The 24,174-nt window shown below is 63.9% G+C and carries 22 protein-coding genes; 9 read left to right on the top strand and 13 right to left on the bottom strand.

Annotation, left to right across the window (positions count from 1 at the left end):
- Window positions 1–140 precede the first annotated feature (140 nt).
- Together AC6CIG_RS11910 and AC6CIG_RS11915 are read right to left on the bottom strand one after the other, a co-directional pair.
- Window positions 141–788, bottom strand: coding sequence for a response regulator (locus tag AC6CIG_RS11910; RefSeq protein ID WP_437407873.1), 648 nt, complete (start codon window positions 786–788; stop codon window positions 141–143).
- 140 nt (window positions 789–928) lie between these two features.
- Window positions 929–1,366: a hypothetical protein gene (locus AC6CIG_RS11915; protein WP_437407874.1), complete on the bottom strand. Its 438-nt coding sequence runs from the start codon at window positions 1,364–1,366 to the stop codon at window positions 929–931.
- Window positions 1,367–1,486: 120 nt separating this feature from the next.
- Between AC6CIG_RS11915 and AC6CIG_RS11920 the strand changes: the two genes are divergently transcribed.
- Window positions 1,487–1,834: a DUF952 domain-containing protein gene (locus tag AC6CIG_RS11920; protein WP_437407875.1), complete on the top strand. Its 348-nt coding sequence runs from the start codon at window positions 1,487–1,489 to the stop codon at window positions 1,832–1,834.
- Window positions 1,831–2,919: a quinone-dependent dihydroorotate dehydrogenase gene (locus AC6CIG_RS11925; protein WP_437407876.1), complete on the top strand. Its 1,089-nt coding sequence runs from the start codon at window positions 1,831–1,833 to the stop codon at window positions 2,917–2,919. The genes AC6CIG_RS11920 and AC6CIG_RS11925 overlap by 4 nt, the downstream gene beginning before the upstream one ends.
- Here the strand turns inward: AC6CIG_RS11925 and AC6CIG_RS11930 are convergent.
- Genes AC6CIG_RS11930 through AC6CIG_RS11945 form a run of 4 tightly spaced genes read right to left on the bottom strand, consistent with a single transcriptional unit; the run spans window position 2,895 to window position 5,238 of the window.
- Window positions 2,895–4,262: an MATE family efflux transporter gene (locus AC6CIG_RS11930; protein ID WP_437407877.1), complete on the bottom strand. Its 1,368-nt coding sequence runs from the start codon at window positions 4,260–4,262 to the stop codon at window positions 2,895–2,897. The genes AC6CIG_RS11925 and AC6CIG_RS11930 overlap by 25 nt on opposite strands.
- A 46-nt stretch (window positions 4,263–4,308) precedes the next feature.
- Window positions 4,309–4,812, bottom strand: coding sequence for a CAP domain-containing protein (locus AC6CIG_RS11935; RefSeq protein WP_437407878.1), 504 nt, complete (start codon window positions 4,810–4,812; stop codon window positions 4,309–4,311).
- Between the two features lie 2 nt (window positions 4,813–4,814).
- Window positions 4,815–5,081 carry a DUF6460 domain-containing protein gene (locus tag AC6CIG_RS11940; RefSeq protein ID WP_003530117.1) on the bottom strand — a complete coding sequence of 89 codons (267 nt, stop codon included), beginning with the start codon at window positions 5,079–5,081 and terminating at the stop codon, window positions 4,815–4,817.
- A gap of 25 nt (window positions 5,082–5,106) precedes the next feature.
- A complete protein-coding gene (locus AC6CIG_RS11945; RefSeq protein ID WP_411923389.1) occupies window positions 5,107–5,238 on the bottom strand; it encodes a hypothetical protein in 132 nt (43 codons plus the stop codon).
- Between AC6CIG_RS11945 and AC6CIG_RS11950 the strand changes: the two genes are divergently transcribed.
- Window positions 5,228–6,166: a class I SAM-dependent methyltransferase gene (locus AC6CIG_RS11950; RefSeq protein ID WP_437411806.1), complete on the top strand. Its 939-nt coding sequence runs from the start codon at window positions 5,228–5,230 to the stop codon at window positions 6,164–6,166. The two genes, AC6CIG_RS11945 and AC6CIG_RS11950, sit on opposite strands and share 11 nt — an antisense overlap.
- 111 nt (window positions 6,167–6,277) lie before the next feature.
- Window positions 6,278–6,913, top strand: coding sequence for a YitT family protein (locus tag AC6CIG_RS11955; RefSeq protein ID WP_437407880.1), 636 nt, complete (start codon window positions 6,278–6,280; stop codon window positions 6,911–6,913).
- An 88-nt stretch (window positions 6,914–7,001) separates the two neighbouring features.
- Here the strand turns inward: AC6CIG_RS11955 and AC6CIG_RS11960 are convergent, their stop codons facing one another.
- On the bottom strand, window positions 7,002–7,463 hold the full coding sequence (locus AC6CIG_RS11960) for a carboxymuconolactone decarboxylase family protein (protein WP_100669660.1): 462 nt from the start codon (window positions 7,461–7,463) through the stop codon (window positions 7,002–7,004).
- A 38-nt stretch (window positions 7,464–7,501) separates the two neighbouring features.
- Window positions 7,502–8,008 carry an Rrf2 family transcriptional regulator gene (locus tag AC6CIG_RS11965; RefSeq protein WP_026168526.1) on the bottom strand — a complete coding sequence of 169 codons (507 nt, stop codon included), beginning with the start codon at window positions 8,006–8,008 and terminating at the stop codon, window positions 7,502–7,504.
- A 107-nt stretch (window positions 8,009–8,115) separates the two neighbouring features.
- Here AC6CIG_RS11965 and AC6CIG_RS11970 point away from each other — a divergent pair, with 107 nt between their 5' ends.
- Complete coding sequence (locus AC6CIG_RS11970) at window positions 8,116–10,665, top strand: ligase-associated DNA damage response DEXH box helicase (RefSeq protein ID WP_437411807.1); 2,550 nt, start codon at window positions 8,116–8,118, stop codon at window positions 10,663–10,665.
- Between the two features lie 240 nt (window positions 10,666–10,905).
- Window positions 10,906–11,634 (top strand): ligase-associated DNA damage response endonuclease PdeM, encoded by a 729-nt coding sequence (gene pdeM, locus AC6CIG_RS11975; RefSeq protein WP_437407882.1) that lies wholly within the window; start codon window positions 10,906–10,908, stop codon window positions 11,632–11,634.
- A gap of 65 nt (window positions 11,635–11,699) precedes the next feature.
- On the opposite strand, the gene AC6CIG_RS11980 is transcribed toward pdeM, so the two are convergent.
- From AC6CIG_RS11980 to AC6CIG_RS11995, 4 genes are all read right to left on the bottom strand, one after another.
- The gene (locus AC6CIG_RS11980; protein WP_018094127.1) at window positions 11,700–11,936 is read right to left on the bottom strand and encodes an Lrp/AsnC ligand binding domain-containing protein; all 237 of its coding nucleotides are present in this window, start codon (window positions 11,934–11,936) and stop codon (window positions 11,700–11,702) included.
- 99 nt (window positions 11,937–12,035) lie between these two features.
- Window positions 12,036–12,839, bottom strand: coding sequence for a TIGR02186 family protein (locus AC6CIG_RS11985; RefSeq protein WP_018094126.1), 804 nt, complete (start codon window positions 12,837–12,839; stop codon window positions 12,036–12,038).
- The gene (locus tag AC6CIG_RS11990; protein ID WP_018094125.1) at window positions 12,839–13,765 is read right to left on the bottom strand and encodes a sulfite exporter TauE/SafE family protein; all 927 of its coding nucleotides are present in this window, start codon (window positions 13,763–13,765) and stop codon (window positions 12,839–12,841) included. The genes AC6CIG_RS11985 and AC6CIG_RS11990 overlap by 1 nt, the downstream gene beginning before the upstream one ends.
- A gap of 338 nt (window positions 13,766–14,103) precedes the next feature.
- Window positions 14,104–17,757 (bottom strand): peptidoglycan-binding protein, encoded by a 3,654-nt coding sequence (locus AC6CIG_RS11995; RefSeq protein ID WP_437407883.1) that lies wholly within the window; start codon window positions 17,755–17,757, stop codon window positions 14,104–14,106.
- A gap of 449 nt (window positions 17,758–18,206) precedes the next feature.
- Between AC6CIG_RS11995 and AC6CIG_RS12000 the strand changes: the two genes are divergently transcribed.
- From AC6CIG_RS12000 to AC6CIG_RS12010, 3 genes are all read left to right on the top strand, one after another.
- The gene (locus AC6CIG_RS12000) at window positions 18,207–20,003 is read left to right on the top strand and encodes an acyl-CoA dehydrogenase C-terminal domain-containing protein (protein WP_437407884.1); all 1,797 of its coding nucleotides are present in this window, start codon (window positions 18,207–18,209) and stop codon (window positions 20,001–20,003) included.
- Window positions 20,004–20,110: 107 nt separating this feature from the next.
- A complete protein-coding gene (locus AC6CIG_RS12005; protein ID WP_437407885.1) occupies window positions 20,111–21,319 on the top strand; it encodes an acetyl-CoA C-acetyltransferase in 1,209 nt (402 codons plus the stop codon).
- Window positions 21,320–21,340: 21 nt separating this feature from the next.
- On the top strand, window positions 21,341–23,554 hold the full coding sequence (locus tag AC6CIG_RS12010) for a 3-hydroxyacyl-CoA dehydrogenase NAD-binding domain-containing protein (RefSeq protein ID WP_437407886.1): 2,214 nt from the start codon (window positions 21,341–21,343) through the stop codon (window positions 23,552–23,554).
- Window positions 23,555–23,632: 78 nt separating this feature from the next.
- Here the strand turns inward: AC6CIG_RS12010 and AC6CIG_RS12015 are convergent, their stop codons facing one another.
- Window positions 23,633–24,112, bottom strand: a complete 480-nt coding sequence (locus AC6CIG_RS12015) for an SRPBCC family protein (protein ID WP_437407887.1) — start codon at window positions 24,110–24,112, stop codon at window positions 23,633–23,635.
- Between the last annotated feature and the right edge of the window lie 62 nt (window positions 24,113–24,174).

The raw sequence follows: 24,174 nt of genomic DNA on the forward strand, positions 1-24,174 counted from the left end.
CGGCCTGCCGGCCACCTTCTCCCCCAGGCGGGGCGAAGGGACAAGCCGCCAACTCCTGACGCACCCTCACCGCTCAAAAACGGGGAGAGGGCGCGGCAGCGGGATGAGGGGCAAAAATCTCCAGCGTGGGGAGCGGCCGCTCAGGCCGCCGCGACCGTCCCCAGCTTCGATAGCTGGATCACCGCCTGTGTACGGCTGTCGACGTTGAGCTTCAGGAGGATCGCCGAGACATGCGCCTTGATCGTCGCCTCGGAGACGCCGAGTTCATAGGCGATCTGCTTGTTGAGCAGCCCCTCGGCGAGCATCGAGAGGACGCGGGACTGCTGCGGCGTCAGTGTCTGCAGCCGATGCAGCAGATCGGCAACTTCCGGCTCGTATTCCTGGTTCTGATCGTAACCGGCCGGGACGAACACCTCGCCGGCCATCACCTTTGCGATGCCTTCACGGATTTCCTCGATACCGGCCGATTTGGACAGGAACCCTGCCGCTCCCAGATCGAGCGCACGATGGATGGTCGCCGGATCGTCATGGGCCGAGACTATCATCACGGGCAGGCTCGGAAACTCGGCACGCAGCGCGATCAGCCCCGAAAGCCCGCTGACGCCCGGCATCGTCAGGTCGAGCAGCATCAGATCGGCGTCCGGGTTGTCGGCCGCAGACCTGCGCGCAGCGGCGAAATCTCCGGCCTCGACGACGGCCGGTGCGCCCGCCATGCCGCTCAGCGCCTGGCGCATTGCGCCACGAAAGAGCGGGTGGTCGTCGGCGATGATGATGGTCATTTCCGGCATGATGACGCTCCCTCCCAAGAGCCTCGGCTGCCATCCTGCAGCTTTGCGCTGTGGATCTGCCGTATCATCTTATTCCCAAATGATCCCTGTTTCAGGGAAACATGCGCGGCGCGTGCCCTCCAGCACGTCACCGCTCGTTTTCAGGTCTTCTGCGGCAGATTCTCGCCCTCGTCGGCGGAATCGCTGCCCTTGTCCTCGAATTCCTTCACGATCCCCATGAACTTGCGCACCATTCTTTCCATGATGCTCATTGCCCGGTCAATCTCTTCATCGTCGGGTAGCGCCGGTTCGGCCGCGGTTTCACCGCTTTCCACGGCCTTTTCCAGAGCTTCTATGCGACGTGTGAGGAGATCGAGTTCGCGCTCGAATGCGGCTCGCTCGTCGGCCGCCATCCTGCAGATGAGCTCCCCGGCCTCTTCCTGGCACAAGGTGACCTCGCCGGTCTCGGTGTCGAGCCGGGCTAATCCCGTTTCCGACTTCTGCATGCTGTAGCGGCCGGGCGAGGCTTCCTGCGCAGCCGCCGGACCAACGAGACCGAACCCCAACCCGACTGCGAGTATTGCGACTGCCTGTCTCATGACGTTCTCTCCGTTGAATGCTTACGGAAAATCCGCCTCGATCTCATGCTGTGCGGTGGACAGGCGCCGATATTTGCGGCAAGGCCATCACTCATGCTCACGACGGATAAGCGAACAAAGATGAACGCTACCATATACAAGATCGTTCCGGCACTTCTATGGCAGGAGGCGCGGCGGACCGGCGCGTTTGCAGGGGCCCCCGTCGATCTCGCCGACGGGTTCATTCATTTTTCGACCCGGGACCAGGTCGTCGAAACCGCCTCCCGGCATTTCGAGGGTCAGGACGACCTGCTGCTCGTTGCGGTCGACGCGACGGCGCTGGGCGACAAACTCGTCTATGAGCCCTCTCGCGGCGGCGCGCTGTTTCCGCATCTCTACGCTCCGCTCCCGCTTGAAGCCGTATTGTGGGAGAAGCCCCTGCCGCTGCGGCCGGACGGTCAGCACAGCTTCCCGGAACTCGCCCCATGATCCGCCGGTTGGAGCACCTCGCACGGCGCGGCCTCTTCCTCTTCGATCCGGAAGCGGCGCACGGCCTTTCGATCAAGGCGCTGAAAGGCGGCCTGGTGCCGAGCTGCGCCGCGCCGGCGGACCCCCGGCTCAGGCAAACCGTGGCGGGCCTCGTTTTTCCCAACCCAGTCGGCATGGCCGCCGGCTATGACAAGAATGCCGAAGTCCCGGAAGCGCTGCTGAAGATCGGCTTCGGCTTTACCGAGATCGGCACGGTGACGCCGAGGCCGCAGCCGGGCAACGACAAGCCGCGACTCTTCCGGCTCGTCGAGGACGAGGCGGTCATCAACCGGCTCGGCTTCAACAACGACGGGCACGGGGCGGCGCTGGCGCGGCTCAAGGCCTGCTCGCGCGAGGCGCTGATCGGCGTCAATATCGGCGCCAACAAGGACAGCGCCGACCGGATCGCCGACTACGTGACAGGCATCCATACCTTCCATTCGGTGGCACGCTATTTCACCGCCAACATCTCCTCGCCCAACACGCCGGGCCTGCGCGATCTGCAGGCGCGCGAGAGTCTCTCGGCGCTGCTTTCGGCCGTGCTTTCCGCCCGGGACGATGAGGCGCGAAAAAGCGGCCGGCAGGTTCCGGTCTTCCTCAAGATCGCTCCGGACCTGACCGAAGAAGGCATGGACGACATCGCAGCCGAGGTGCTGGCGCATCGTCTGGACGGGTTGATCGTTTCCAACACGACGCTTTCGCGCGAGGGTCTGAAGGACCGGCGCCAGGCCAACGAAGCCGGCGGCCTTTCCGGAAAGCCGCTCTTCGAGAAATCGACGGCAGTGCTCGCCCGGATGCGCAAGCGGGTGGGACCGCACTTGCCGATCATCGGGGTCGGCGGCGTGTGCTCGGCGGAAACCGCAGCGGAAAAGATGCGCGCCGGAGCCGATCTCGTCCAGCTTTATTCCTGCATGGTCTATAAGGGACCGGGATTGCCGGGACGGATCGTGCGCGGCCTCTCGGCCCTTTGCGAGCGCGAGAAACTTGCCTCGATCCGCGACATCCGCGACAGCCGGCTCGATTACTGGAGCGGCCGGAACGTCTGAGCCGCCCGGCGCGGCACCATCAGCAGCAGGAAAGCGCCGCGCAGCAGCAGGAAAAGGTTGAGCGCGGCCCAGAGGCCGTGATTGCCGAAGGTAGGGACGAGCACGGCAAGTGCCGCCACGTAGCCGATGAAGGCGGCCAGCATCATATTGCGCATGTCGCGCGACCAGCCGGCACCGATGAAGACGCCGTCCATCAGGAAGGCGAGTGCGCCGGTCAGCGCCGTCACGGCCGCCCATGGCATATATTCATAGGCGAGCGCGCGCACGTCCGGCGCAGTCGTCAGCATGTTCACCACGGTGTTGCCGAAAGCGAGCAGGACGAGCGTGGTCAATGCGGCGAGGCCGAGCGACCAAAGGGCAGTCATCCGCAGAACCCGGTCGAAAGCGGGGCGATAACCGGCACCGATCGACCGGCCCGTCAGTTGCTCGGCCGCGGTGGCGAGCCCGTCGAGATAATAGCCGGCCACAAGGAAGATCGTCATCAGCACGGCGTTTGCCGCAAGCGTGACCGGCCCGAAGGACGTGCCGATCCGGGTCACGAGCGTGAAAGCGGCCAGAAGGGCGAACGAGCGGATCATGATATCGCGGTTGAGGCCGAATAGTTTCCTCAGGCGGTCGCCGGCAAAGATCATCGCCCAACCGGGCGCGTCCTTCCTGTCGAAGCGGCCGTAGACGACTGCAAAACCCGCAAGCGCGCCCATCACCTCACCCGCCACGGTGCCGATCGCGACGCCGGCCACGCCCCAGCCCAGTACGAGGCCGAGCAGGATCGAGAGTGCGATATTGGTGCCGTTGATCAGCGTCTGCAGCATCAGGCCGAGCGTGCCCTCGCCGCGGCCGAGCACGAATCCGAGGATGGCGTAGTTGGCGAGGGCGGCCGGGCCGGAAAGGATGCGATAGAGGAAATAGGTCCGGGTCACCTCCGCAACCTCCGGACCAGGCCCCATAAGCCAGAGGCCGGCGGAAAGCAGGATGGGCGATATAAGCACGATGGTGCCGCCGGTGACGAGCGCGATCATGAGCGAACGCCAGAAGACCGCCTGCTGTTCGCGCCGGTCTCCCCCTCCATAGGCTTGCGCGACGAGACCGGTGGTTGCGGCACGCAGGAAATTGAAAGTGGTGAAGATGAGGTCGAACATCACCGCGCCGACCGCGAGACCTGCGAGCAGCTCTGCCTTGCCGAGCCGGCCGACGACGGCCGTGTCGACGAGGCCGAGCAGCGGCGTCGTCAGAAAGCCGAGCGTCATCGGCAGGGCGATCGAGAAGATAAGCCGGTTGGTGACCAGGAAAGGTCCGGCTTCGGGGTTGTCCGTGTCGCGTTCGAGGCTTTGCGTAGCCGTCATGATCCTGTCCCTACGGTCCGATTCCGTAGGTCACCCGGGAATCAGCTCAGCTGCAGAGCACCATGGCCCAATAGGGGCGGTTTCCGGAAGCGGAATTCTGCGCCACGGCGACGCCGAGCCCCCGGTAATTGCCGAGCATGTTTTCAAGATGCTTCGGAGAATTGAACCAGGCATCGTAGGCGCGCCCGGCGTCCTTCTGACCGACGGCGATGTTTTCGGCGGCCGGCAGCGTGACGCCCTGCCCCTTCATCCGATCGTAGAAACTGTCCCGCCAGCCGATATTGTGCCGCATCTTGCCCGCGCTCGCCATGCGTGCCGCCTGATGCATGGCCGCAACGGAAGCGACCGGGTCGCCGGAAAGCGCAGGAAGGCCCCTGCCCTTGCGCAACGTGTTGACGTAACCGAGCGTCGCTTCGGTCTGGTCGCTGCCCGTACCGCTGCCCGGAGAAAGGAGGTTCGAGGTGGTGCAGCCGGTGATAAGACCGAGGGAAACCACGGCACCGGCACGCAGAAGCAGCCGTCTGCGGGCGACAAATATCTGATCGTGCATGCTTACCGTCGATAGCTGAAGAGACGCAGAATGATGAAGAGCGGAATGACGACGACCGCGCCGAGGAGCAGGTAGTCGCCCACCCGTCCGAGAGCTGCGAACCCGGTCCGCCAGAGATCGAGGAGGAAGTTTCGGATACCGTAATAGATATCTGCCGGATACCAGTCGAAGACCGTCATCACGAAGCCGACCAGGATCGACACCACCAGCAGCTTGACGAGCACGCGTAGCGGCGAGTCCCCCAAAAATTTATTTATTCCGTCCGACATCAGCGAGAACTTCTCCTGTTTCCCTTCACATAAGCCGCCATTCCCAAGCGTGCAAGGCATGACGGCCCGAGGTGCCGCTTTCAGAATCCGCTTGTATTTTGCCTTTTGCGGCGTCAGAAGCGTCCATCGCAACCAAGCCGATCTCCATGACCTTCAACCAGCTCTCCTCCGGCGACCTGATCGCCGACCGCCGCGCCGACTATGCGAAGATGCTTGCGGAAGCGGGCGATGCGCCAGGTGCGGCGGAACTCATGGCCCAGGCGCTGGAGCTTGCCCCGGAATGGGCGGCCGGTTGGTTCCGGCTGGCGGACTATGAAGAGAAATCGGGCCGAATAGAGGCAGCCGTCGACGCGCTGCGCAATACGCTTCGGCTCAATCCGGAAGACATCTTCGGCGCCAGCCTCAAGCTCGCTTTGCTCGGCGCGACCGAGACGCCCGAACAGCCGCCGAGCGTTTACGTCGAACGCCTTTTCGACGACTATGCCGAGCGCTTCGACCACGCGCTCGTCGAAAAGCTCGGCTACAGCGTCCCGGAGAAACTTGCGGCCCTGATCGACCGGGTGAACGGCGGCGGGCGTTTTCGCCACGTCACCGATCTCGGCTGCGGCACCGGGCTCTTCGGCGAGCGCATCCGCGATCGCGCCGATTTCCTCGAGGGTTTCGATCTTTCCGCCAATATGCTCGCCAAGGCCGAAGCGAAGGGTGTCTATGACCGCCTCGCCCAGGCGGACCTTTCATTGGCTCCCGAGGATTCGGGCGTGTTCGGCGGGCTGGAGCAGCGGCGTGCCGACCTTGTCAGCGCGGCGGACGTTCTGATGTATCTCGGCAATCTCGAAGGTGTCTTCGTCATCGCCGACCGCCTGCTCGCACCGGGCGGGCTCTTCGCGTTTTCCGCCGAGGATGCAGGCGGGGCCGACGGCTTCGTGCTGCGTCCGTCGCTGCGCTACGCGCATCCGGAAACCTATATCGCCTCCCTCTGCGAAGAGAGCGGTCTGTCCATGATCGGGACCGAGCGCACGACCATCCGCAGGGATGCCGGCGAGCCCGTCGCCGGAATATTATTCCTCGCCCGCAAGCTGTCTTGATGCAGCTCCCCTACGCGAGCGGCGAAAATAGGTCAGCATTACTTACATATTTTGCTTGAATTTTTTGTGCGCTGCAGCAATGGTGATGTCGTCGCGATCTGAGGGTCAACCATGGCACAGGCAAGCAGCGTTTTCGGTCTCTGGAATACAAGTCCCACACGGCACACGCCCGTGGAGGACGTTCAAGGCGTCTTTTCCGGCAGCCTCGTCGCCGCCCTCGGTCTCTATTTCCTGGCGAGCGCCGGACTTCTGACCGGCAGCACCGCCGGCGTCGCGTTTCTTTTGCATTACGCCACGGGCGTGAACTTCGGTCTCACCTTCTTCCTGCTCAATTTGCCGTTCTTCTACCTGTCGCTGAAGCGGCTCGGTCCGGCCTTCACGCTCAAGACCTTCATTGCCATCGCGCTCACCTCGTTCCTGACCGACATGCAAGCGCGTCTTTTCGAGATCGGGCAGATTCACCCGGGCTGGGCCGCTCTCATCGGCGGCCTACTCCTCGGATACGGTCTCCTGGCGCTCTACCGCCACCGCGCGAGCCTCGGCGGCGTCGGCATATTGGGCATCTACCTGCAGGAGCGCTTCGGCATTCGCGCCGGTCTCGTGCAACTCGCGATCGACATGATCGTTCTGGCGGCAGCATTCTTCGTGACGACGCCGGCGGTCGTCATCTGGTCGGTGCTCGGCGCGGTCGTCCTCAACCTTTTCGTGGCGATCAACCACCGCGCCGACCGCTACATCGCGCTGTAACAGCCCTATCGCTTCCGGGAATTTGTAGTCTCAGTGGTTAGAGAGCGTGGTGCGGACCGAAACCCGCATACACTTTCCTCATCCCGCTCTAAGCCGCCACTGCCGGCTCGTCGATCGGGGGCAAGGCGCGGAAGCCGACGCACAGCCGGTTCCACACGTTGATGGCGCCGATCGCGACGGTGATCTTGGTCATTTCCTCCTCGTTGAAATGCGCCTTGAGCGCCTCATAGGCGTCGTCGGGCGCACGTGTCTCGGCCACATTGGTCAGCGCCTCGGTCCAGCCGAGGACCGCCCGTTCGCGCTCGTCGAAATGCGGCGATTCGCGCCAGACGCAGACGAGGTTGATCCATTGCTGGCTGAGGCCGCTGTGGCGCGCCTCCTTGGTGTGCATGTCCACGCAATAGGCGCAGCCATTGATCTGCGAGGCGCGCAGCTTGATCAGGTGGATAAGGCGAGGCTCGATTCCGGAGCCTTTGACATAGCTGTCGAGCGCGGCGACCGCCTTGTAGGCGTCCGGAGCGGCTTTCGCAAAATTCAGACGTGACTGCATGATCTTCTCCTGTTTGGCTGTTTGGGTGGTGGTTCACATCAGGCGGCGTTGCCCGATTTCCGTTCATGAAGGGCGAGAAAACCGTTCGTTCGCGCCGCGATCGCCCCGTCGCGGTCGATAGCTTTCAGGTCGGCCATGATACCGGCGATGGTCACGCGCCGGAGTTCGGCGCGATAGGCCTGCTCGGCCCTGAGCATCGCGACATTGATCGTGCACGGCGCGGCCGGCTTGCAGGAATAAGGATTGGGGCCGCGAAGGCGGATTTCGTTGCAGCGAAAAGCGGGCTCCGCCCCCTCTACCGCGAGGACGATATCGAGCAGGGTGATCTTCTCGGGCGCGCGCGCAAGCCGGTAGCCGCCCTTCGGCCCCGGCACGGCTTCGAGCAGTCCGGCCCCCGACATCGCCTGCAGATGCTTCAGCAGGTAACTGGTCGAGACGCCGTGGAACTCGGCGAGCGCTGCGGCCGACAGGGTACTGCCCGGCTGAAGACAGCTCAGCATCGTGACGCTGTGAATGGCCTGTTCGACGCCGTCGCCGAGTTTCATCTGCATCTCCTATCGTAGATAAAGTTTATCCATGATTCGCGCTTCGAGTCAATCCTTGCAGCAGCACGAAGAATGCCGGCTTCTCTTTTGCCGCGTTTGATCTACCTTTGTTCTGCGTGGACAGGATCGATTCTCCGTCGCCGGAAGGCGACGCCCTGACGTTGCCTTCACCCTTTCTCCGGTGGTTCGCCGAAAAGGGTTGGCGTCCGCGCGCCCATCAGCTCGAACTTCTCTCACGGGCCGAGGCGGGCGAGAGCACGCTTCTGATCGCGCCGACCGGAGCCGGCAAAACGCTTGCCGGCTTTCTGCCCTCCCTCGTCGACATCACCAGGCGCGGCAGGATCCCGCCCGGCGCGGCCTTCACCGGCATTCACACGCTCTACATCTCGCCGCTCAAGGCGCTTGCCGTCGATATCGAGCGCAACCTCATGAAACCGGTCGGCGAGATGGGGCTGCCGGTGAGCATCGAAAACCGCACCGGCGACACGCCGCAGGGCAAGCGGCAGAGGCAGAAGCTCAACCCGCCCGACATACTGCTCACGACGCCGGAGCAGCTCGCGCTGCTTCTGGCCAATGGCGAGGCGGAGCGCTTCTTCAAGGACCTGCGCTATGTGGTGCTGGACGAGCTGCATTCGCTGGTGATGTCGAAGCGCGGCCACCTCCTCTCGCTCGGCCTCGCGCGGCTGCGCCGCCTGGCGCCCCGTCTCCAGACGACGGGTCTTTCGGCTACGGTCGCCGATCCGATGGATCTGCAGCGCTGGCTGGTCGCTCAATCTCTCGCCAAGGAGAACCATGCGGGACTGATCACCGTTTCCGGGGGCGCAAAGCCCGAGATCTCCATCCTGCGGACCGAGAACCAGGTGCCTTGGGCCGGGCATTCGGCCCGCTATGCAATCCCGGATGTCTACGCTGCCGTCAAGAAACACCGGACGACACTGCTCTTCGTCAATACCCGCAGCCAGGCCGAGATGCTGTTCCAGGAACTCTGGAAAATCAACGACGACAATCTGCCGATCGCTCTGCACCACGGCTCTCTCGATGTCGCCCAGCGCCGCAGGGTCGAGGCGGCAATGGCCGAAAACCGCCTGCGCGCCGTCGTCGCCACGTCGACCCTCGATCTCGGCATCGACTGGGGCGACGTCGATCTGGTCGTCCATGTGGGGGCGCCGAAGGGAGCAAGCCGGCTTGCGCAGCGCATCGGCCGCGCCAACCACCGCATGGACGAACCGAGCCGCGCGATTCTGGTTCCGGCCAACCGTTTCGAGGTTATGGAGTGCCAGGCGGCGCTCGACGCCAATTACGTCGGCGCTCAGGACACGCCGTCGATCGGCAAGGGTGCTCTCGACGTGCTGGCGCAACATATCCTGGGCATGGCCTGCGCGCAGCCTTTCGATGCGCTTGAACTCTATGAAGAGGTGATCAGCGCTGCGCCTTATGCCCGGCTTCCCTGGGAAACCTTCGAGCGCGCCGTCGATCTTGTCGCCACCGGCGGTTACGCGCTTCGCACTTACGAGCGCTATGCCCGCATCCGCAAGACGAAGGACGGGCTCTGGCGGGTCTCCAACCCGATGGTTGCTCAGCAATACCGCCTCAATGTCGGGACGATCGTCGAGTCGCCGATGCTGAACATCCGCATGGTCAAGCGCAACCAGCGCGGTTCGCTTGGCCGCGGCGGCATGTCGCTCGGCAAAGTCGAGGAGTCGTTCCTCGAAATGCTTTCCCCGGGCGACACCTTCGTCTTTTCCGGCAAGGTGCTGCGCTTCGAAGGCATCCGCGAGAACGAGTGCCTGGCCTCGCAGGCATTTTCCTTCGATCCCAAGGTGCCGAGCTATGCCGGCGGCAAGTTTCCGCTCTCCACCTATCTCGCAGCACAGGTGCGAAAGATGGTCGCCGATCCGGCCCGCCGCGCAGGTCTGCCCGACCAGGTCAGGGACTGGCTGGCGCTGCAGGGCGACGTGTCGATGCTTCCGCGCGACGACGAACTCCTGATCGAGACCTTCCCGCGGGGCAGCCGGCACTACATGGTCATCTACGCCTTCGAGGGCAGGCTCGCCCACCAGACGCTCGGCATGCTCCTTACCCGTCGTCTCGACCGCGCCGGCCTGAAGCCGCTCGGCTTCGTGGCGACCGACTATTCGCTCGCCATCTGGGCGCTCGACGACATGGGCGCGGCGTTCCGGGCGCGGGCGCCGTCGCTCGGGCAGCTCTTCGACGAGGATATGCTGGGCGACGATCTGGAGGCGTGGCTGAACGAATCCTTCCTCCTGAAACGTACCTTCCGCAATTGCGCGGTCATCGCCGGGCTCATCGAGCAGCGCCACCCCGGCAGGGAGAAGACCGGGCGGCAGATCACCGTTTCCGCCGATCTCATTTATGACGTATTGCGCGCGCACGAGCCGGATCACATTCTCCTCGAGGCGACGCGCAACGATGCGGCCACGGGACTTTTGGACATCGGCCGCCTCGGCTCCATGCTCAAGCGGATCAAGGGCCATATCACCCATCGCAGGCTCGATCAGATCTCGCCGCTTGCCATCCCGGTAATGCTGGAGATCGGACGGGAATCGGTGCATGGAGAAGCCCAGGACTTCCTGCTCACGGAAGCGGCGGACGACCTGATCAACGAGGCGATGAGCGGCCACGCTAAGGATGGATGAGAGAATTATGAGAGAGCGAAAATCCTCCCCAAGCCCCCAACCCCTCCGCGGCGCCCCTCATCCGCCTGCCGGCACCTTCTCGCCGCAGGCGGGGAGAAGGGATCCGCGGCAAGCGCCGCCGCTACCGTTTTCACCGGTATCGTGGGGCACGTCCCCTCTCCCCGCGTGCGGGGAGAGGGTTAGTGTGAGGGGCAAGCGGGAGGAAAGGAGCCTTTTTCGCCAACACGCAAGAACACCGCAATGACCATGCATCGGCTCATCTACGCGACATCACCTGCCGTCAGCCCATCCCTGCACGCGCGCACGTCCATCAATGGAATCGCCGCGATCTGCGATCCGCTCGGCGGCCTCTATTTTCCCGAAAGCCGCACGCTCGTCGTATCCGACCTGCATCTCGAAAAAGGCTCCGCCTTTGCCCGGCGCGGCATGATGCTGCCTCCCTACGATACGCTTGCGACGCTCAGGATATTGGAGGCGGTCATCGCCCGCCACGACCCCGCGACCGTCATCAGTCTTGGCGATAATTTCCACGACCGGAAGGGATCGGCTGCAATGCCGGAAACCTTCCGCCAGATGATCGCGGCCATGGCCTGCGGCCGCGAATGGATCTGGATCAACGGCAATCATGATCCGGACGGCGCACAGGGGCTGCCCGGCGCCTCCATGGACGAGCTCCGCCACGCGGGCCTGGTCTTCCGGCACGAGCCTTCGAGACGCGACGGCATCGGCGAGATCGCCGGCCACCTGCATCCTTCGGCGACCGTGAGGCGACGGGAAAGATCGGTGAGGCGCGCCTGCTTCGCGACCGACGGCAAGCGCCTCGTCATGCCTGCTTTCGGGGTCACGACGGGAGGTCTCGACCTCAGGCATCGTGAGATGAGCGGCCTTTTCGACCGGCAGCAGCTCGTCGCCCATATGCTTGGCCGCGACCGGATCTATTCGGTGCGCTTCGCCAACCTTCTCGGGTGAGGTTAGAGCACTTCCAGGAAAAGCGTGTAACGGTTTTCCGTCCGGAAGTGCGTAGTTTCACGGCTCTAGAACGCGTTGAAAGTCAGCGTCGTCAGCGAGCGGGATATGCCCGGAACGCTGGCGATATTGTCGTTGATGAACTTTCCGATATCCTGGCCTTCCTCGACATAGACCTTCAGAAGCAGATCATAGTCGCCGCTGGTCGAATACATCTCCGAGACGATCTCCCTGCGATAAATCTCGTCGGCCACCTCATAGGTCTTGCCGGGGGCGCATTGCAGTTGCACGAAAATCGGTTTCATGGGGTTTCCTCAAGTTTCGCATCGCTTGCCACCGATGCCCGTGCTTCCTTAAACCGCCATAACGCAAAATGGAACGCCAACTCGGTTTGCCGGCTTCCCTCACTCCTTGCGGAAGAGCAGGCTGGCACCCCAGCCGGTGACGACGGCGAGGGTTACGGCCAGGAGGCCGTAGATCACCGGCTGATCGTGCGCGGCGCGGGTAATCGCCTGTTCGAGGCCGGTCTTAACCACCCTGAGCGGAAGAGCCTTGGCGGCGACGAAGACGCCGTCGCGGAAGAGATAGGCGCGTACGACATGGATGCCGTTCGGGACGTTGGCCGGCAGCCGCACCGAAGCCTTGAACAGGCTCGAACTGATGAACTGCACCCCGCCCGGATCGCGCTGATAGACGCCGCTCGTCTCGCGAATCGTCCGGAAGGCGTTGCGGAACTCGCCGAGCGTGCTGCCGTCGCCGACGAAGCCGAGCGGCACCAGCCGCATGTGGTCGACGCCGATGCCCATATTGGCGATGTCGCGTCGCGGCGCGATCGTCTCGATGGCGCGGGTACTCGATAGTGAGTAGGCCTCCGGCACGAGCTCGAAGGTCATCGACTGGGTATTGACCCAGATACCGAAGACCCGCTCCTTCTTTCGCACCGTCGCATTGTCCTTCGGCCCTTCCAGCGCGACGATGATATTGTATTTGCCCTGCGCCAGGAGGCTGGCGTCGAAACCATCGATGGCGCCGAAGATCGTCAGGTCGGCGCCGCGGAAATCGGAGGTGATGGCAATCTCTTCCGTCGAGATGCCGATCTCGAGCTTCTCGGTGAAATTGGTGACCTGGCGCTCCAGAACCTGCGCTGCGGCCGGGGTGGCGACGGCGAGGACCAGGGCGACGATCGGGTGAAGGAGAAGCGAGCGCATCAGAAGCCGGCCCCCGCGGATACGACCGAGTAAATGTCCTTCGGCGGGATGACGAGCTCGACCGCCAGGCGGATGCCGACGGCGAGAACGAGCAGCGCCAGCAGTGCCCTGAGCTGCTCGCCGCGCAGCCGCTGGCCGACGCGCACGCCGTATTGCGCCCCGATGACGCCCGCGATCATCAGCACGAAGGCCAGCACGATGTCGACGGTGTAGTTGGTCGAGGCCTGGACGATCACCGTATAGGCGGAGACGAAGACGATCTGGAAGAGCGATGTGCCCACGACGACGCTGGTCGGAATGCGCAACAGATAGATCATGGCCGGCACCATGATGAAGCCGCCGCCGACGCCCATCACCGAGGTCAGCACGCCGATGGAAAAGCCGAGCGTCGCCACAGGGATGACACTCAGATAGATCTTCGACTTCTTGAAGCGCATCTTCAGCGGCAGGCCGTGGATCCAATTGTGCTGCCCGGGCCGTCTGAGCTGCGCCGGCTGGTTCTTCGCTGCTTTGCGCATTGCGCCGATGCTCTCCCACAGCATCAGCGCGCCGACCGAGCCGAGAAGCACCACATAAAGCAGCGAGATCACCAGATCGAGCTGGCCGACGCTCCTGAGCAGCGAGAACAGCCAGACGCCGACGGTCGCGCCCACAAGGCCGCCGCACAAGAGCACCGTGCCGAGCTTGATGTCGATGGTGCCGCGGCGGAAATGGGCGATCGCCCCTGATATCGACGAGGCGACCACCTGGTTGGCGCCGGTCGCCACCGCCACGACGGGCGGAATATTGTAGAAGATCAGAAGCGGCGTGATCAGAAATCCGCCGCCGACGCCGAACATGCCGGACAGAAAACCGACGGCCGCGCCCATGCCGAGAATGACGAAGATGTTCACCGACAACTCAGCAATGGGCAGATAGACCGTCACGGCCGAACCTCGATATGCCAGCGGCCCGCATTGCGGGCGGAAATTGCTCCTCCACAATTCCTAACCGCAAACAATTGAGGAATTGTGCAATGTTTCACTATTCTCAAGCCTTACGCGCTCGAAGAGGCGCACGGCGCTGTCCTTCGAAGTGGTACATGATTAACCACGGACGGGGGGTATATGGGTGGACCGTTCGCGCCCCCGAGGGAGAAACGGGCGACACTTTCTCTCATGCGCTCCCGGACCAGAGCTGTCAACCTTTTCAGGCACATGCGCGGCCCCGCAGGCACGCCTGCGACCTTGTGGCACCACGTCATGCGCGGTACGGCCGAAACGGTTCAGCTGTTCCGCTTCAGAAGCTCCCGGACCAGCCCATCGGTGATCTCACCCGTCGGCTCCTGGCCGACCGAAGTCTGAAAGGCCTTGATGGCGGCAATCGTCTTCTGGCCTACCTGGCCGTCCGGCTTGCCGGCATCGAAGCCGTTATTGTTGAGGATCGCCTGGATGTTGCGAACGGCTCTGCTCATATCGACGGTGGCCGTCTTGGTCGGCGGACCGACCCAGGCATCCGGGACCTCCACCGTGTTTGCTTCGGCGTCGACAGGCTGAGCCTTCCAGGCGTCGACTTTCGCCTTGGCACTGGAAAGCTCGTCCGGCTTCAGCGCCTTGGCGATCTCGTCGCGCTTTTCTGCCGCGTCCTTGTCGCCGTCGCGGGCCGCGATTGCGAACCATTTATAGGATTCTTCCAGATTGCGGGCCACACCGTCGCCCCGCGCATAGAGGACGGCGAGGTTGAACTGACTGTCGCGAACGCCGAGACTGGCGGCTTTCTCGAACCATTTGGCCGCTTCGGCGAGATCGGGCCCGCCGTCCCGGCCGCCGGCGAGCATAACGGCGAGATTGTGGATCGCACTGGCGTTGCCGGCTGCAGCCGCCTTGAGATAGAGCGCCTTGGCCTTTGCTGCGTCGCGCTGAACGCCCGCGCCCTTCTCATAAAGGTTGGCGAGCCGGTACGCGGCCGGAATCACGCCGGCGTCGGCGGCGCGCTGATACCACTTGACGGCTTCCGCCCGATCTTCCTCGACCCCCCGCCCTTCCGTGAAGCGGGCGCCTATTTCGTAGAAGGCGAGAGGATCGCCGCCCTTGGCCGCGGTTACGAGCGCGGGCGGTCCGAAGCCCTCCGGCAGAACGATCTCGCTCATCCTGGCCGGCTCAGCGGCTGAACTTTCTAAAGGCGGCTGCAAGGTCGAGACGGGTCCAGGCGTTCGTGCCTCCGCCGGCCGCATCAAGGCCGCCTGGCCGTCGCCAGCGCCATCAACGGCCTTGTCAACCTTGCCGGCTTCGGCAGTGGCTGGCGGCTGCTTTGCCGCTATCGCCGGCGCATCCGTCTTCTCCACGCCAGCCGGAGCCCTGGGCTCTTCTCCAGTCTTCGCGGTAGCTGCCGTTTGGGCGAGGCGCTCGACGGCGGCCTCCGGCTCCGCAACCTCTGCCTTGCGCTCGATCGCTGCAACCGGCGGAGCGCTCGGGGCCTCCTTGCCTTTCAGCACCGTGCTGACGAGCGGATAGGACATGATCGCGAGCAGCACGGCACCGACCGCGATCAGGATCGGACGGCGGTGGCGGGCGAGCGCGCCGCCGACGGCGGATGGTGCCTTGCTTTCCTTGACGCGATTGAGCGTATCGGATTCCTCGACGGCCAGCTGCGCCGCGCGCCGCGCGGCGGCGATGAAGTCCGCCTTTTCGCCGTCGTTCGCCTCCTGCGCGCCACGGGCCATCTGACCGGCACGGACACGTTCGAGTATCTTCTTGACGTCCGGCACGCCGGAGCCCGGCTCGAGGAGCTGATTGGCGTCCTCGGGAGCGAGCATTTCGGAGGGGTCGATCGAGGGGGTGGGCTCGACCATCTGCCGCGCCTGGATCGGCATTCCCTCGTTCTGCCTCGGCGCGAAGCGCCGAGTCAGACCGGCAAGCAGGCTCGTCTTCGCCGCACGGGCCTCCACCTTGATCTCGCCGTCTTCGACCATTGCGACTTCGGCGGCATCATTCGCCTCGGCTGCGGCCGGCACCGGTGCGTGGATGGAGGTTTCGCTTGCGGCCGCGAACGCGTGTGGCGCGCGTTCCACGTCCTCGTCGCGTTCCGCCATCGTCAAAGTGCCCGCGGCTTCGACGGGCGCAGCCTTGGGCATCGGACCATGAGAAGCCGGGGGCTCCCGCTCTTCAAGCCGCTCCAGTTTCTCGGCGATATGGACGAGCGTTTCATGCAGCGCCTCGAAGGTGCGTGCCGTCCGTTCGTCGCTCGAACGGCTGAGTTCCTCCAATGTACGCAGATCCTCGGCGAGCGCCGAGATCGCCGCCATGTCGGTACTCGCCGCCATCTGCGGTGCGGTGTTCCTGGAATATGCCTCCATCACGGCTTCCGCAGCCTGCCGGGCAGCTTCGATGATATATTCGTCGCTGGTGGCGAGATAGTCTTCCAGCGTGTTCATGCGGCTCTCGAATTCCGCCGGCACGCCTGCCGTCTCACCGTGGGACTGGCTGATCAGCGTCGAGAGATTTCCGATCTGAGCTTCGAGATTGCGCAGCGCCTGCCGGTCGTCGAACGGCGCGGCATGCGTCTCCTCCAGGCGCTGGGCGATACCTGCCAAGCGATCCTCGAGGCGATCGAAGCGCGGGTCCGCCGAGGGCTCGACATTTCGCGCAAGCCCGTCAATACGGCGGGCGAGATCGTCGAGCCGTTCAGCCAGTGCATCGGTGACGCTGTCGCCCGAGAGGGCTTCGATCTTCCGGGAAATGTCGGCAAGACGATCTGTAAGATCCGGCTCCGCGCCTTGCCGGTTGTGCTCCAGCACCGCGGAAAGCTGGTCCAGGCGCTCTTCCAATCTGGCCGCCCCCTTCTCGCCGGCAAGGTCCTCCACGCGAGCTGCCAGCGCCTCGATCCGCGCGCCGAGGCCGGAATCGGCAGGATTGGAGAGGGTGTCGATCTGCCGGGACAGATCGCCGAGCCTGTTCTCCAGACGATCAACGAACGAACCGTCGGTGCCGGCCACATTACCGCTGCCTGCGGCGATCGCCCGGCTGATCTCATCGAGCCGCTTGCCGAGGTCGGCGAATTGCGGCGCCAGGCGCCTCTCGTCCGGCTGGATCTGGCGCCCGAGCATCTCGATCGCCTGGGCGACCGCGACGAGCTTGCTTTCCAGCACCTCGATCCCGGTGCCCCTGTCCAGGGAATTGATCTGCGCCTTGATCTCGTCGAGCCGGTAGGCAAGCGCCACCAGCTCATCGTCGCGGTTCTGGTCGAAGGCGTTCAGGCGATCCTCGACGCCGGTCCAGCGGTTTTCCATGCGGCGCATGCTGTCTTCGCGCGCGAGGCCTTCGAGCATGGACCTCAGGTCATCGAATTCGATCCTGAGCGCATCGGCCTCGGCGGGCGAAGCCTGCCGGCCAAGTTCCTTGATGCCAGCCGAAAGCCGCTCGATATCGTGCCGCACGTCCTCGGCGAAACGGCGGTCCTGGGCGGCTTCGGCCTTGATGCCGCGGATTTCCGACCGCAGCGCATGCATCTCGCGCGACAGGCCGTCATCGAGATCGCGCTTCAGCTCATGCCGCAGACCGACGAGCGCCTCGGCGATATCCGCTGCAGCCGAAGAGCGTCCCGATGGCGCGGCTGCTGCCTGAGAGGGCTGGTAGCGTGGCTCTGCCGCGAGGCGGGTGGTAGCGAGGCGATCGAGGTCGCCCGACGCAGCGCGTTCGCGCAGCGGCGACCGCTCGCGCGCCGCATTGAGCGCCCGCTGGCGGTCGATGATTTCGGAGACCGCTTCGCTTGGGGCCGGACGCGGCCGCTCGGGCTGCCGCGTCTCGCGGCTGACGCTGCTCATGAGCCCCTCGATGCGCGCTTCGAGCCCTTCGATGGTGCGGTTCAGGGCATCGAGCGACGGCCGGTCGCCATAGGACGGGCTGCCCATGCGCTGAGAAGTGGATCGCGATCCGTTCATTGCCTCTTCGCCCCTGTGTCGCTTTGGCCCTATAAATTCGACCGTCATCGAAGCCGCCGAAGGAGCCCGGGCTTCCCCGGCTTTCGCTCCGATTTTCGGCGGCACCGCCGATGTGGGCAAAACCGCAACAATGCAAAGACGGGACCGGTTGCAGCTTTGACCATCTCAAAGCGCACAATTCATTAAACGTGGTAAATAAGCCGTTAACCGATCCGATTTTTAACGATTATTGTCGCCCGGTACGCCGCCGCCCCCCGCCATATGGCATTTGGAGCGGCGCGCCGCAGGAGCGAAACTTTCGCCTTTCGGAAATTTTTGACGTTTACGCAAACGTCAAAATTCGATAGCATCCGTCCAAGTCGCACACCGCCACCGGTGTGCGCTCGACACAGTGGGAAGCGGGTCTGCCGTGCGGCGCGGCCCGAAAGGACATCAAGGCGAGGAAAAGCATGCCCATCTACAAGGCTCCGGTCGACGATACCCTGTTCATCCTCAACGACGTGCTCGGCATCGAGCGCTACCACAATCTCCCGGGCTTTGCGGATGCGACGCCGGACATGACGGCCGCGGTCCTCGGCGAGGCCGCAAAGCTCGCGGAAGAGGTCCTCTTCCCGATCAATCTTTCCGGCGACCAGGAGGGCTGCAAGCGTCACGAGGACGGCTCCGTCACCGTGCCCAAGGGCTTCAAGGAAGCCTATGACCTTTATCGCGAAGGCGGCTGGCTTGGTCTTGCCGCCCCGGAAGAATTCGGCGGCCAGGGCCTGCCCTACACGCTCCACACCGCCGTCGGCGAATTCATGTCCGCGGCCAACATGTCGCTTATGATGTATCCGGGCCTGACGCAGGGGGCGATCGCGGCGATCCTGGTGCACGGTTCCGAAGACCAGAAGCGAACCTATCTGCCCAAAATGGTCGACGGCACCTGGACCGGCACGATGAACCTGACGGAGCCCCATTGCGGCACCGACCTCGGCCTGCTGCGCACCAAGGCCGTGCCGAACGGCGACGGCTCCTACAGGATCTCCGGCCAGAAGATCTTCATCTCCGCCGGCGAGCACGACATGGCGGAAAATGTCGTCCATCTGGTGCTGGCGCGCATCGAGGGCGCGCCTGACGGTGTAAAGGGCATCTCGCTCTTTATCGTGCCGAAATTCAAGCTCGACGCCGGCGGCGAGCCGGGCGAACGCAACGGCGTTTCCTGCGGCGCGATCGAACACAAGATGGGCATACACGGCAACGCGACCTGCGTCATGAATTATGACGAGGCGACCGGCTATCTGATCGGCCCGGAGAACAAGGGCCTCAGCGCCATGTTCGTGATGATGAACGAGGCCAGGCTTGCCGTCGGCATGCAGGGGCTTTCGATTGCCGAAGTCGCTTATCAGAATGCTGCGAGCTACGCGCGCGAGCGCATTCAGGGCCGCTCCCTGTCCGGCCCCAAGGCGCCGGACAAGAAGGCCGATCCGATCATCGTCCATCCGGACATCCGCCGCACGCTGATGACGATCAAGGCCTTCAACGAAGGCGGCCGCGCCTTCACGCTCTGGACGGCGCTGAAGTCGGACATCGCCCATCGTTCGGACAGCGAAGAGGAGCGCCAGGCGGCGGACGACATCCTCAGCCTGATGACGCCGATCCTCAAGGGCGTGCTGACGGACAAGGGCTTCGATCACGCGGTGATGGCGCAGCAGGTATTTGGCGGCCACGGCTATATCGAAGAGCACGGCATGAGCCAGTATGTGCGCGATGCCCGCATCGCAATGATCTACGAGGGTGCCAACGGCATCCAGGCGCTCGACCTGGTCGGCCGCAAGCTCGCGATGAACGGCGGCCGCGCCGTCATGGCTCTGTTCAAGGAGATCGGCGACTTCTGCGAGGAGAACCGCGGCGACGAAAAGCTCTCCGGCTACACCAAGGCCCTTAAGAAAGGGCTGAACGACCTGCAGGCCGCGACCATGTGGTTCATGCAGAACGCCATGGCCAAACCCGACAATGCCGGAGCCGGCTCCACCGACTATATGCATCTCTTCGGCCTCGTCGTCCTCGGCTATATGTGGGCGAAGATGGCCAAGACGGCGGAGGAGAAGCTTGCCGCTGGCGAAACGCAGCGCGCGGACTATCTCAAGAACAAACTGATCACGGCGAGGTTCTTCATGGAGCGCGTCCTGCCTGAAACGGCGCTGCGCAAGATCCGCATCGAAACGGGCGCCGACACGATGATGGCGCTGGACGCGGCCGCGTTCTGATTTCAGACTGGAGCCGGATCGAAAGCGAGAAGCGGTCTTCCGCCCGAATCCCGCTCCGATTGATAATGCGCGGCCCGAGGAAACGCCGCCGAAAGGGAGATCAAGAGATGACGAAAGTCTTCGTTTACGACCACGTGCGCACGCCGCGCGGCCGTGGCAAGAAGGACGGCGCGCTGCACGAGGTGCCCTCCGTCCGGCTCGCCGCCAAGGTGCTCGAGGCCGTGCGCGATCGCAACGGGCTCGACACTTCGACGGTCGACGACGTCATCATGGGTTGCGTCGACCCGGTCATGGATGCGGGTGCGGTCATCCCGAAAGCCGCAGCCTTCGAGGCGGGTTATTCGACGCGTGCGCCCGGCATACAGATCTCCCGCTTCTGCGCCTCCGGCCTCGACGCCGTCAATTTCGGCGCCGCGAAGATCGCCCAGGGAGCGGACGATATCGTGATCGCCGGCGGCGTGGAGTCGATGTCCCGCGTCGGCCTCGGCATGTCGGGGGGCGCCTGGTTCATGGACCCCTCGGTCAACCTGCCCGCCTACTTCATGCCGCAGGGCGTTTCCGCCGACCTGATCGCCACGAAATACGGTTTCTCGCGCGACGACGTCGACGCCTATGCGGTGGAAAGCCAGAAGCGCGCCGCCAATGCATGGGAGAAGGGCTATTTCAAGAACTCGGTCGTCCCGGTCAAGGACCAGAACGGCCTGGTCATCCTCGACCGCGACGAGCATATGCGCCCCGGCACCGACATGCAGGCACTGGCCTCGCTGAACCCCTCTTTCCAGATGCCCGGCGAGATGGGCGGCTTCGAGGCCGTCGGCATCCAGGCGCATCCGGAGATCGAGCGCATCAACTACGTCCACCACGCCGGCAATTCCTCCGGCATCGTCGATGGCGCCGCGGCCGTGCTCATCGGCTCCAAGGCCGGCGGCGAAGCCATGGGGCTCAAACCCCGCGCCCGCATCCGCGCCTTCGCCAATATCGGCTCCGACCCGGCCCTGATGCTGACCGGACCGGTCGACGTCACCGAGAAGCTCCTCAAGCGGGCGGACATGAAGCTCTCAGACATCGATCTTTTCGAGCTCAATGAGGCCTTCGCGGCCGTCGTGCTGCGCTACTGCCAGGCTTTCGACATCCCGCACGACAAGATCAACGTCAATGGTGGCGCGATCGCCATGGGCCATCCGCTCGGCGCGACCGGGGCGATGATCCTCGGCACCGTGCTCGACGAGCTGGAGCGCCGCGACCTCAACACGGCGCTGGTGACGCTCTGCATCGGCGCCGGCATGGGCACCGCCACGATCATCGAACGCGTCTGATCCGATCCCGGGAGAGAGAATATGTCTTACACGAACTTCAAGATCGAAACCGACGCCGACGGCATTGCGCTGGTCACCTGGGACATGCCCGACAAGTCGATGAACGTCTTCACCGAAGAGGTGATGAAGGAACTCGACGCCATCATCGATCAGACGACGGCGGATCCTGCCGTCAAGGGCGTGGTCGTCACCTCCGGCAAATCCTCCTTCTCCGGCGGCGCCGACCTTTCGATGATCAAGTCGATGTTCACCTTCCAGGCGGAGGAGAAGAAGAAGGACCCGGACAACGCGGCCCGGAGACTCTTCGACCTCGTCGGCCGGATGACGGGTCTCTTCCGCAAGCTCGAAACCTCGGGCAAGCCCTGGGTCTCGGCCATCAACGGCACCTGCATGGGCGGCGCCTTCGAGATGTCGCTCGCCTGCCACGGCCGTGTCGCCTCCAATGCGAAATCGGTGAAGATCGCGCTTCCCGAGGTCAAGGTCGGCATTTTCCCGGGTGCCGGCGGCACCCAGCGCGTTCCACGGCTGACCAATACGCAGGACGCGTTGCAGATGATGACGACCGGCTCCTCGCTTACGCCGGCGCGAGCAAAGGCCATGGGGCTCGTTCACGAGGTGGTCGACCCGGACAAACTGATCGAGGCCGCCAAGGCGATGATCAAGAACGGCCTGAAACCGGTGCAGCCCTGGGACGAGAAGGGCTTCAAGCTCCCGGGCGGCGGCATCTGGACGCCCGCCTCCGCGCAGCTCTGGCCGGCCGCCTCCGGCATCCTGCGCCGCGAGACCTACGGCAATTACCCCGGCGCGATCGCGATCCTGAAATGCGTCTACGAGGGGCTGCAGGTTCCCTTCGATACGGCCTTGAAGATCGAGCAGCGCTACTTCACCGAAATCCTGCAGACGACCGAAGCCTTCTCGATGATCCGGTCGCTGTTCGTCTCGATGCAGGAACTCGGCAAGGGCGCGCGCCGACCGGCCGGCCTACCGAAGACCGAGCTCAAGAAAGTCGGCGTCGTCGGCGCCGGTTTCATGGGCGCCTCGATCGCCTATGTAACCGCGGCAGGCGGCATCCCCGTCACCCTCATCGACCGCGACATGGAAGCTGCCGAAAAGGGCAGGACGCATTCGGAAGGCCTCGTCAAGGACGCGATCGGCAAGGGACGCTTGACCAAGGAGGAAGGCGAAGCGCTGCTTTCGCGCATCACACCTTCGGCGGACTACGGCGATCTCAAGGATGCCGGCCTCGTCATCGAGGCGGTCTTCGAGGACCGGCAGGTCAAGAAGGACGTGATCGAGAAGGTCGAAGCGGTGATCGCCGAGGACGCGATCTTCGCCTCCAACACCTCGACGCTGCCGATCACCGGTCTCGCCAGGAATTCCAAACGGCCGGACCGGTTCATCGGCATCCATTTCTTCTCGCCGGTCGAGAAAATGATGCTGACGGAGGTGATCCTCGGCAAGGAGACCGGAGACCGCGCGCTCGCGGCCGCGCTCGACTATGTGGCGGCGATCAGGAAGACGCCGATCGTCGTCAACGACACGCGCGGCTTCTATGTCAATCGCTGCGTCTTCCGCTATATCCACGAAGCCTATGACATGCTGATCGAGGGCGTACCGCCGGCGATGATCGAGAACGCCGCCAAGATGGCCGGCATGCCGGTCGGACCGCTGTCGCTCAACGACGAGGTGGCGATCGACCTCAGCCAGAAGATCCTGAAGGCGGCCGTCGCCGATCTCGGCGAGAAGGCCGTCGATCCCAGACACATGGCGCTGATCGACAAGATGGTGGACGAGCTCGACCGGCGCGGCCGAAAGAACGGCAAGGGCTTCTACGAATATCCGGCAAAGCCGGCCAGGAAATATCTCTGGCCGGGTCTGAAAGAGCTCTACCCGCAGAAGGATGCCGGCGAGATCGAGGTCGGCGTGCTCAAGCAGCGCCTGCTGGTGACGATCGCACTCGAAGCCGCGCGCACGATCGAGGAAGGCATCGTCACAGATCCGCGCGAAGCCGATGTCGGCTCGATCCTCGGCTTCGGCTTTGCACCCTACACCGGCGGCACGATCTCCTACATCGACGGCATGGGCGCGAAAGCCTTCGTCGAGCTCTGCGAAAAGCTCGCCGCAGACCATGGCGACCACTTCCGGCCGACGCCGCTTCTGAAGGAGATGGCCGAAAAGGGCGAGACCTTCTACGGGCGCTTCGACCCTTATGGCGCGGGCCAGAAGGCGGCATAAGCCGCCAGGTCAGCCGCACGGCGCAAATATTGTCTCTCCGGTCATTCTCGGTAACCGCGCATGACCGGAGAGAAACGTTCAGGCTTCAGCCACTTCAGCCTTCTCACCGAGCTCGGCCGCCAGAAATCCGATCAGCTGCTCCCAGCCTTCGCGGCGATATTCCACCTTGTCGAGCCCATCCAGGAATGCCCCCTGCTCCGTGAAGACGACGCGTGTGCCGGTGCCTTCCGGTATGAGGTCGACGGTGGCGATCGACGCGGAAAGCCGCTGCTCGTCCTTCGCCATGGTATAGGCCGAGACGATCCGCCGGTTCTCGACGATGTCGAGATAGATCGTTTCATTAAAATAAAAAACCTTCCCGTCCTGGCTGAACCGGCCGCTTTCCCGGCCGCCGATGCGGAAGTCGTGGCTATATTCGGCGACCGGCCAGTTGTCGGCCTTGACGAACCAGCGGTCATGCGCAGCAGGATCGGCGAAGGCCTCGAAGACCTGTTCAGGGGGTGAATTGAAAACGCGTTCGATGGTGAAATCCGCATGTTCGACAGAAGCTTTGGTCATGATCTTCTCCTCTTCGCTCGGAAACTGGTTGCGATATGAAAGCAGTTGCAGGTTAACTTCAC

The organism is Sinorhizobium sp. GQ132 (assembly GCF_059758575.1).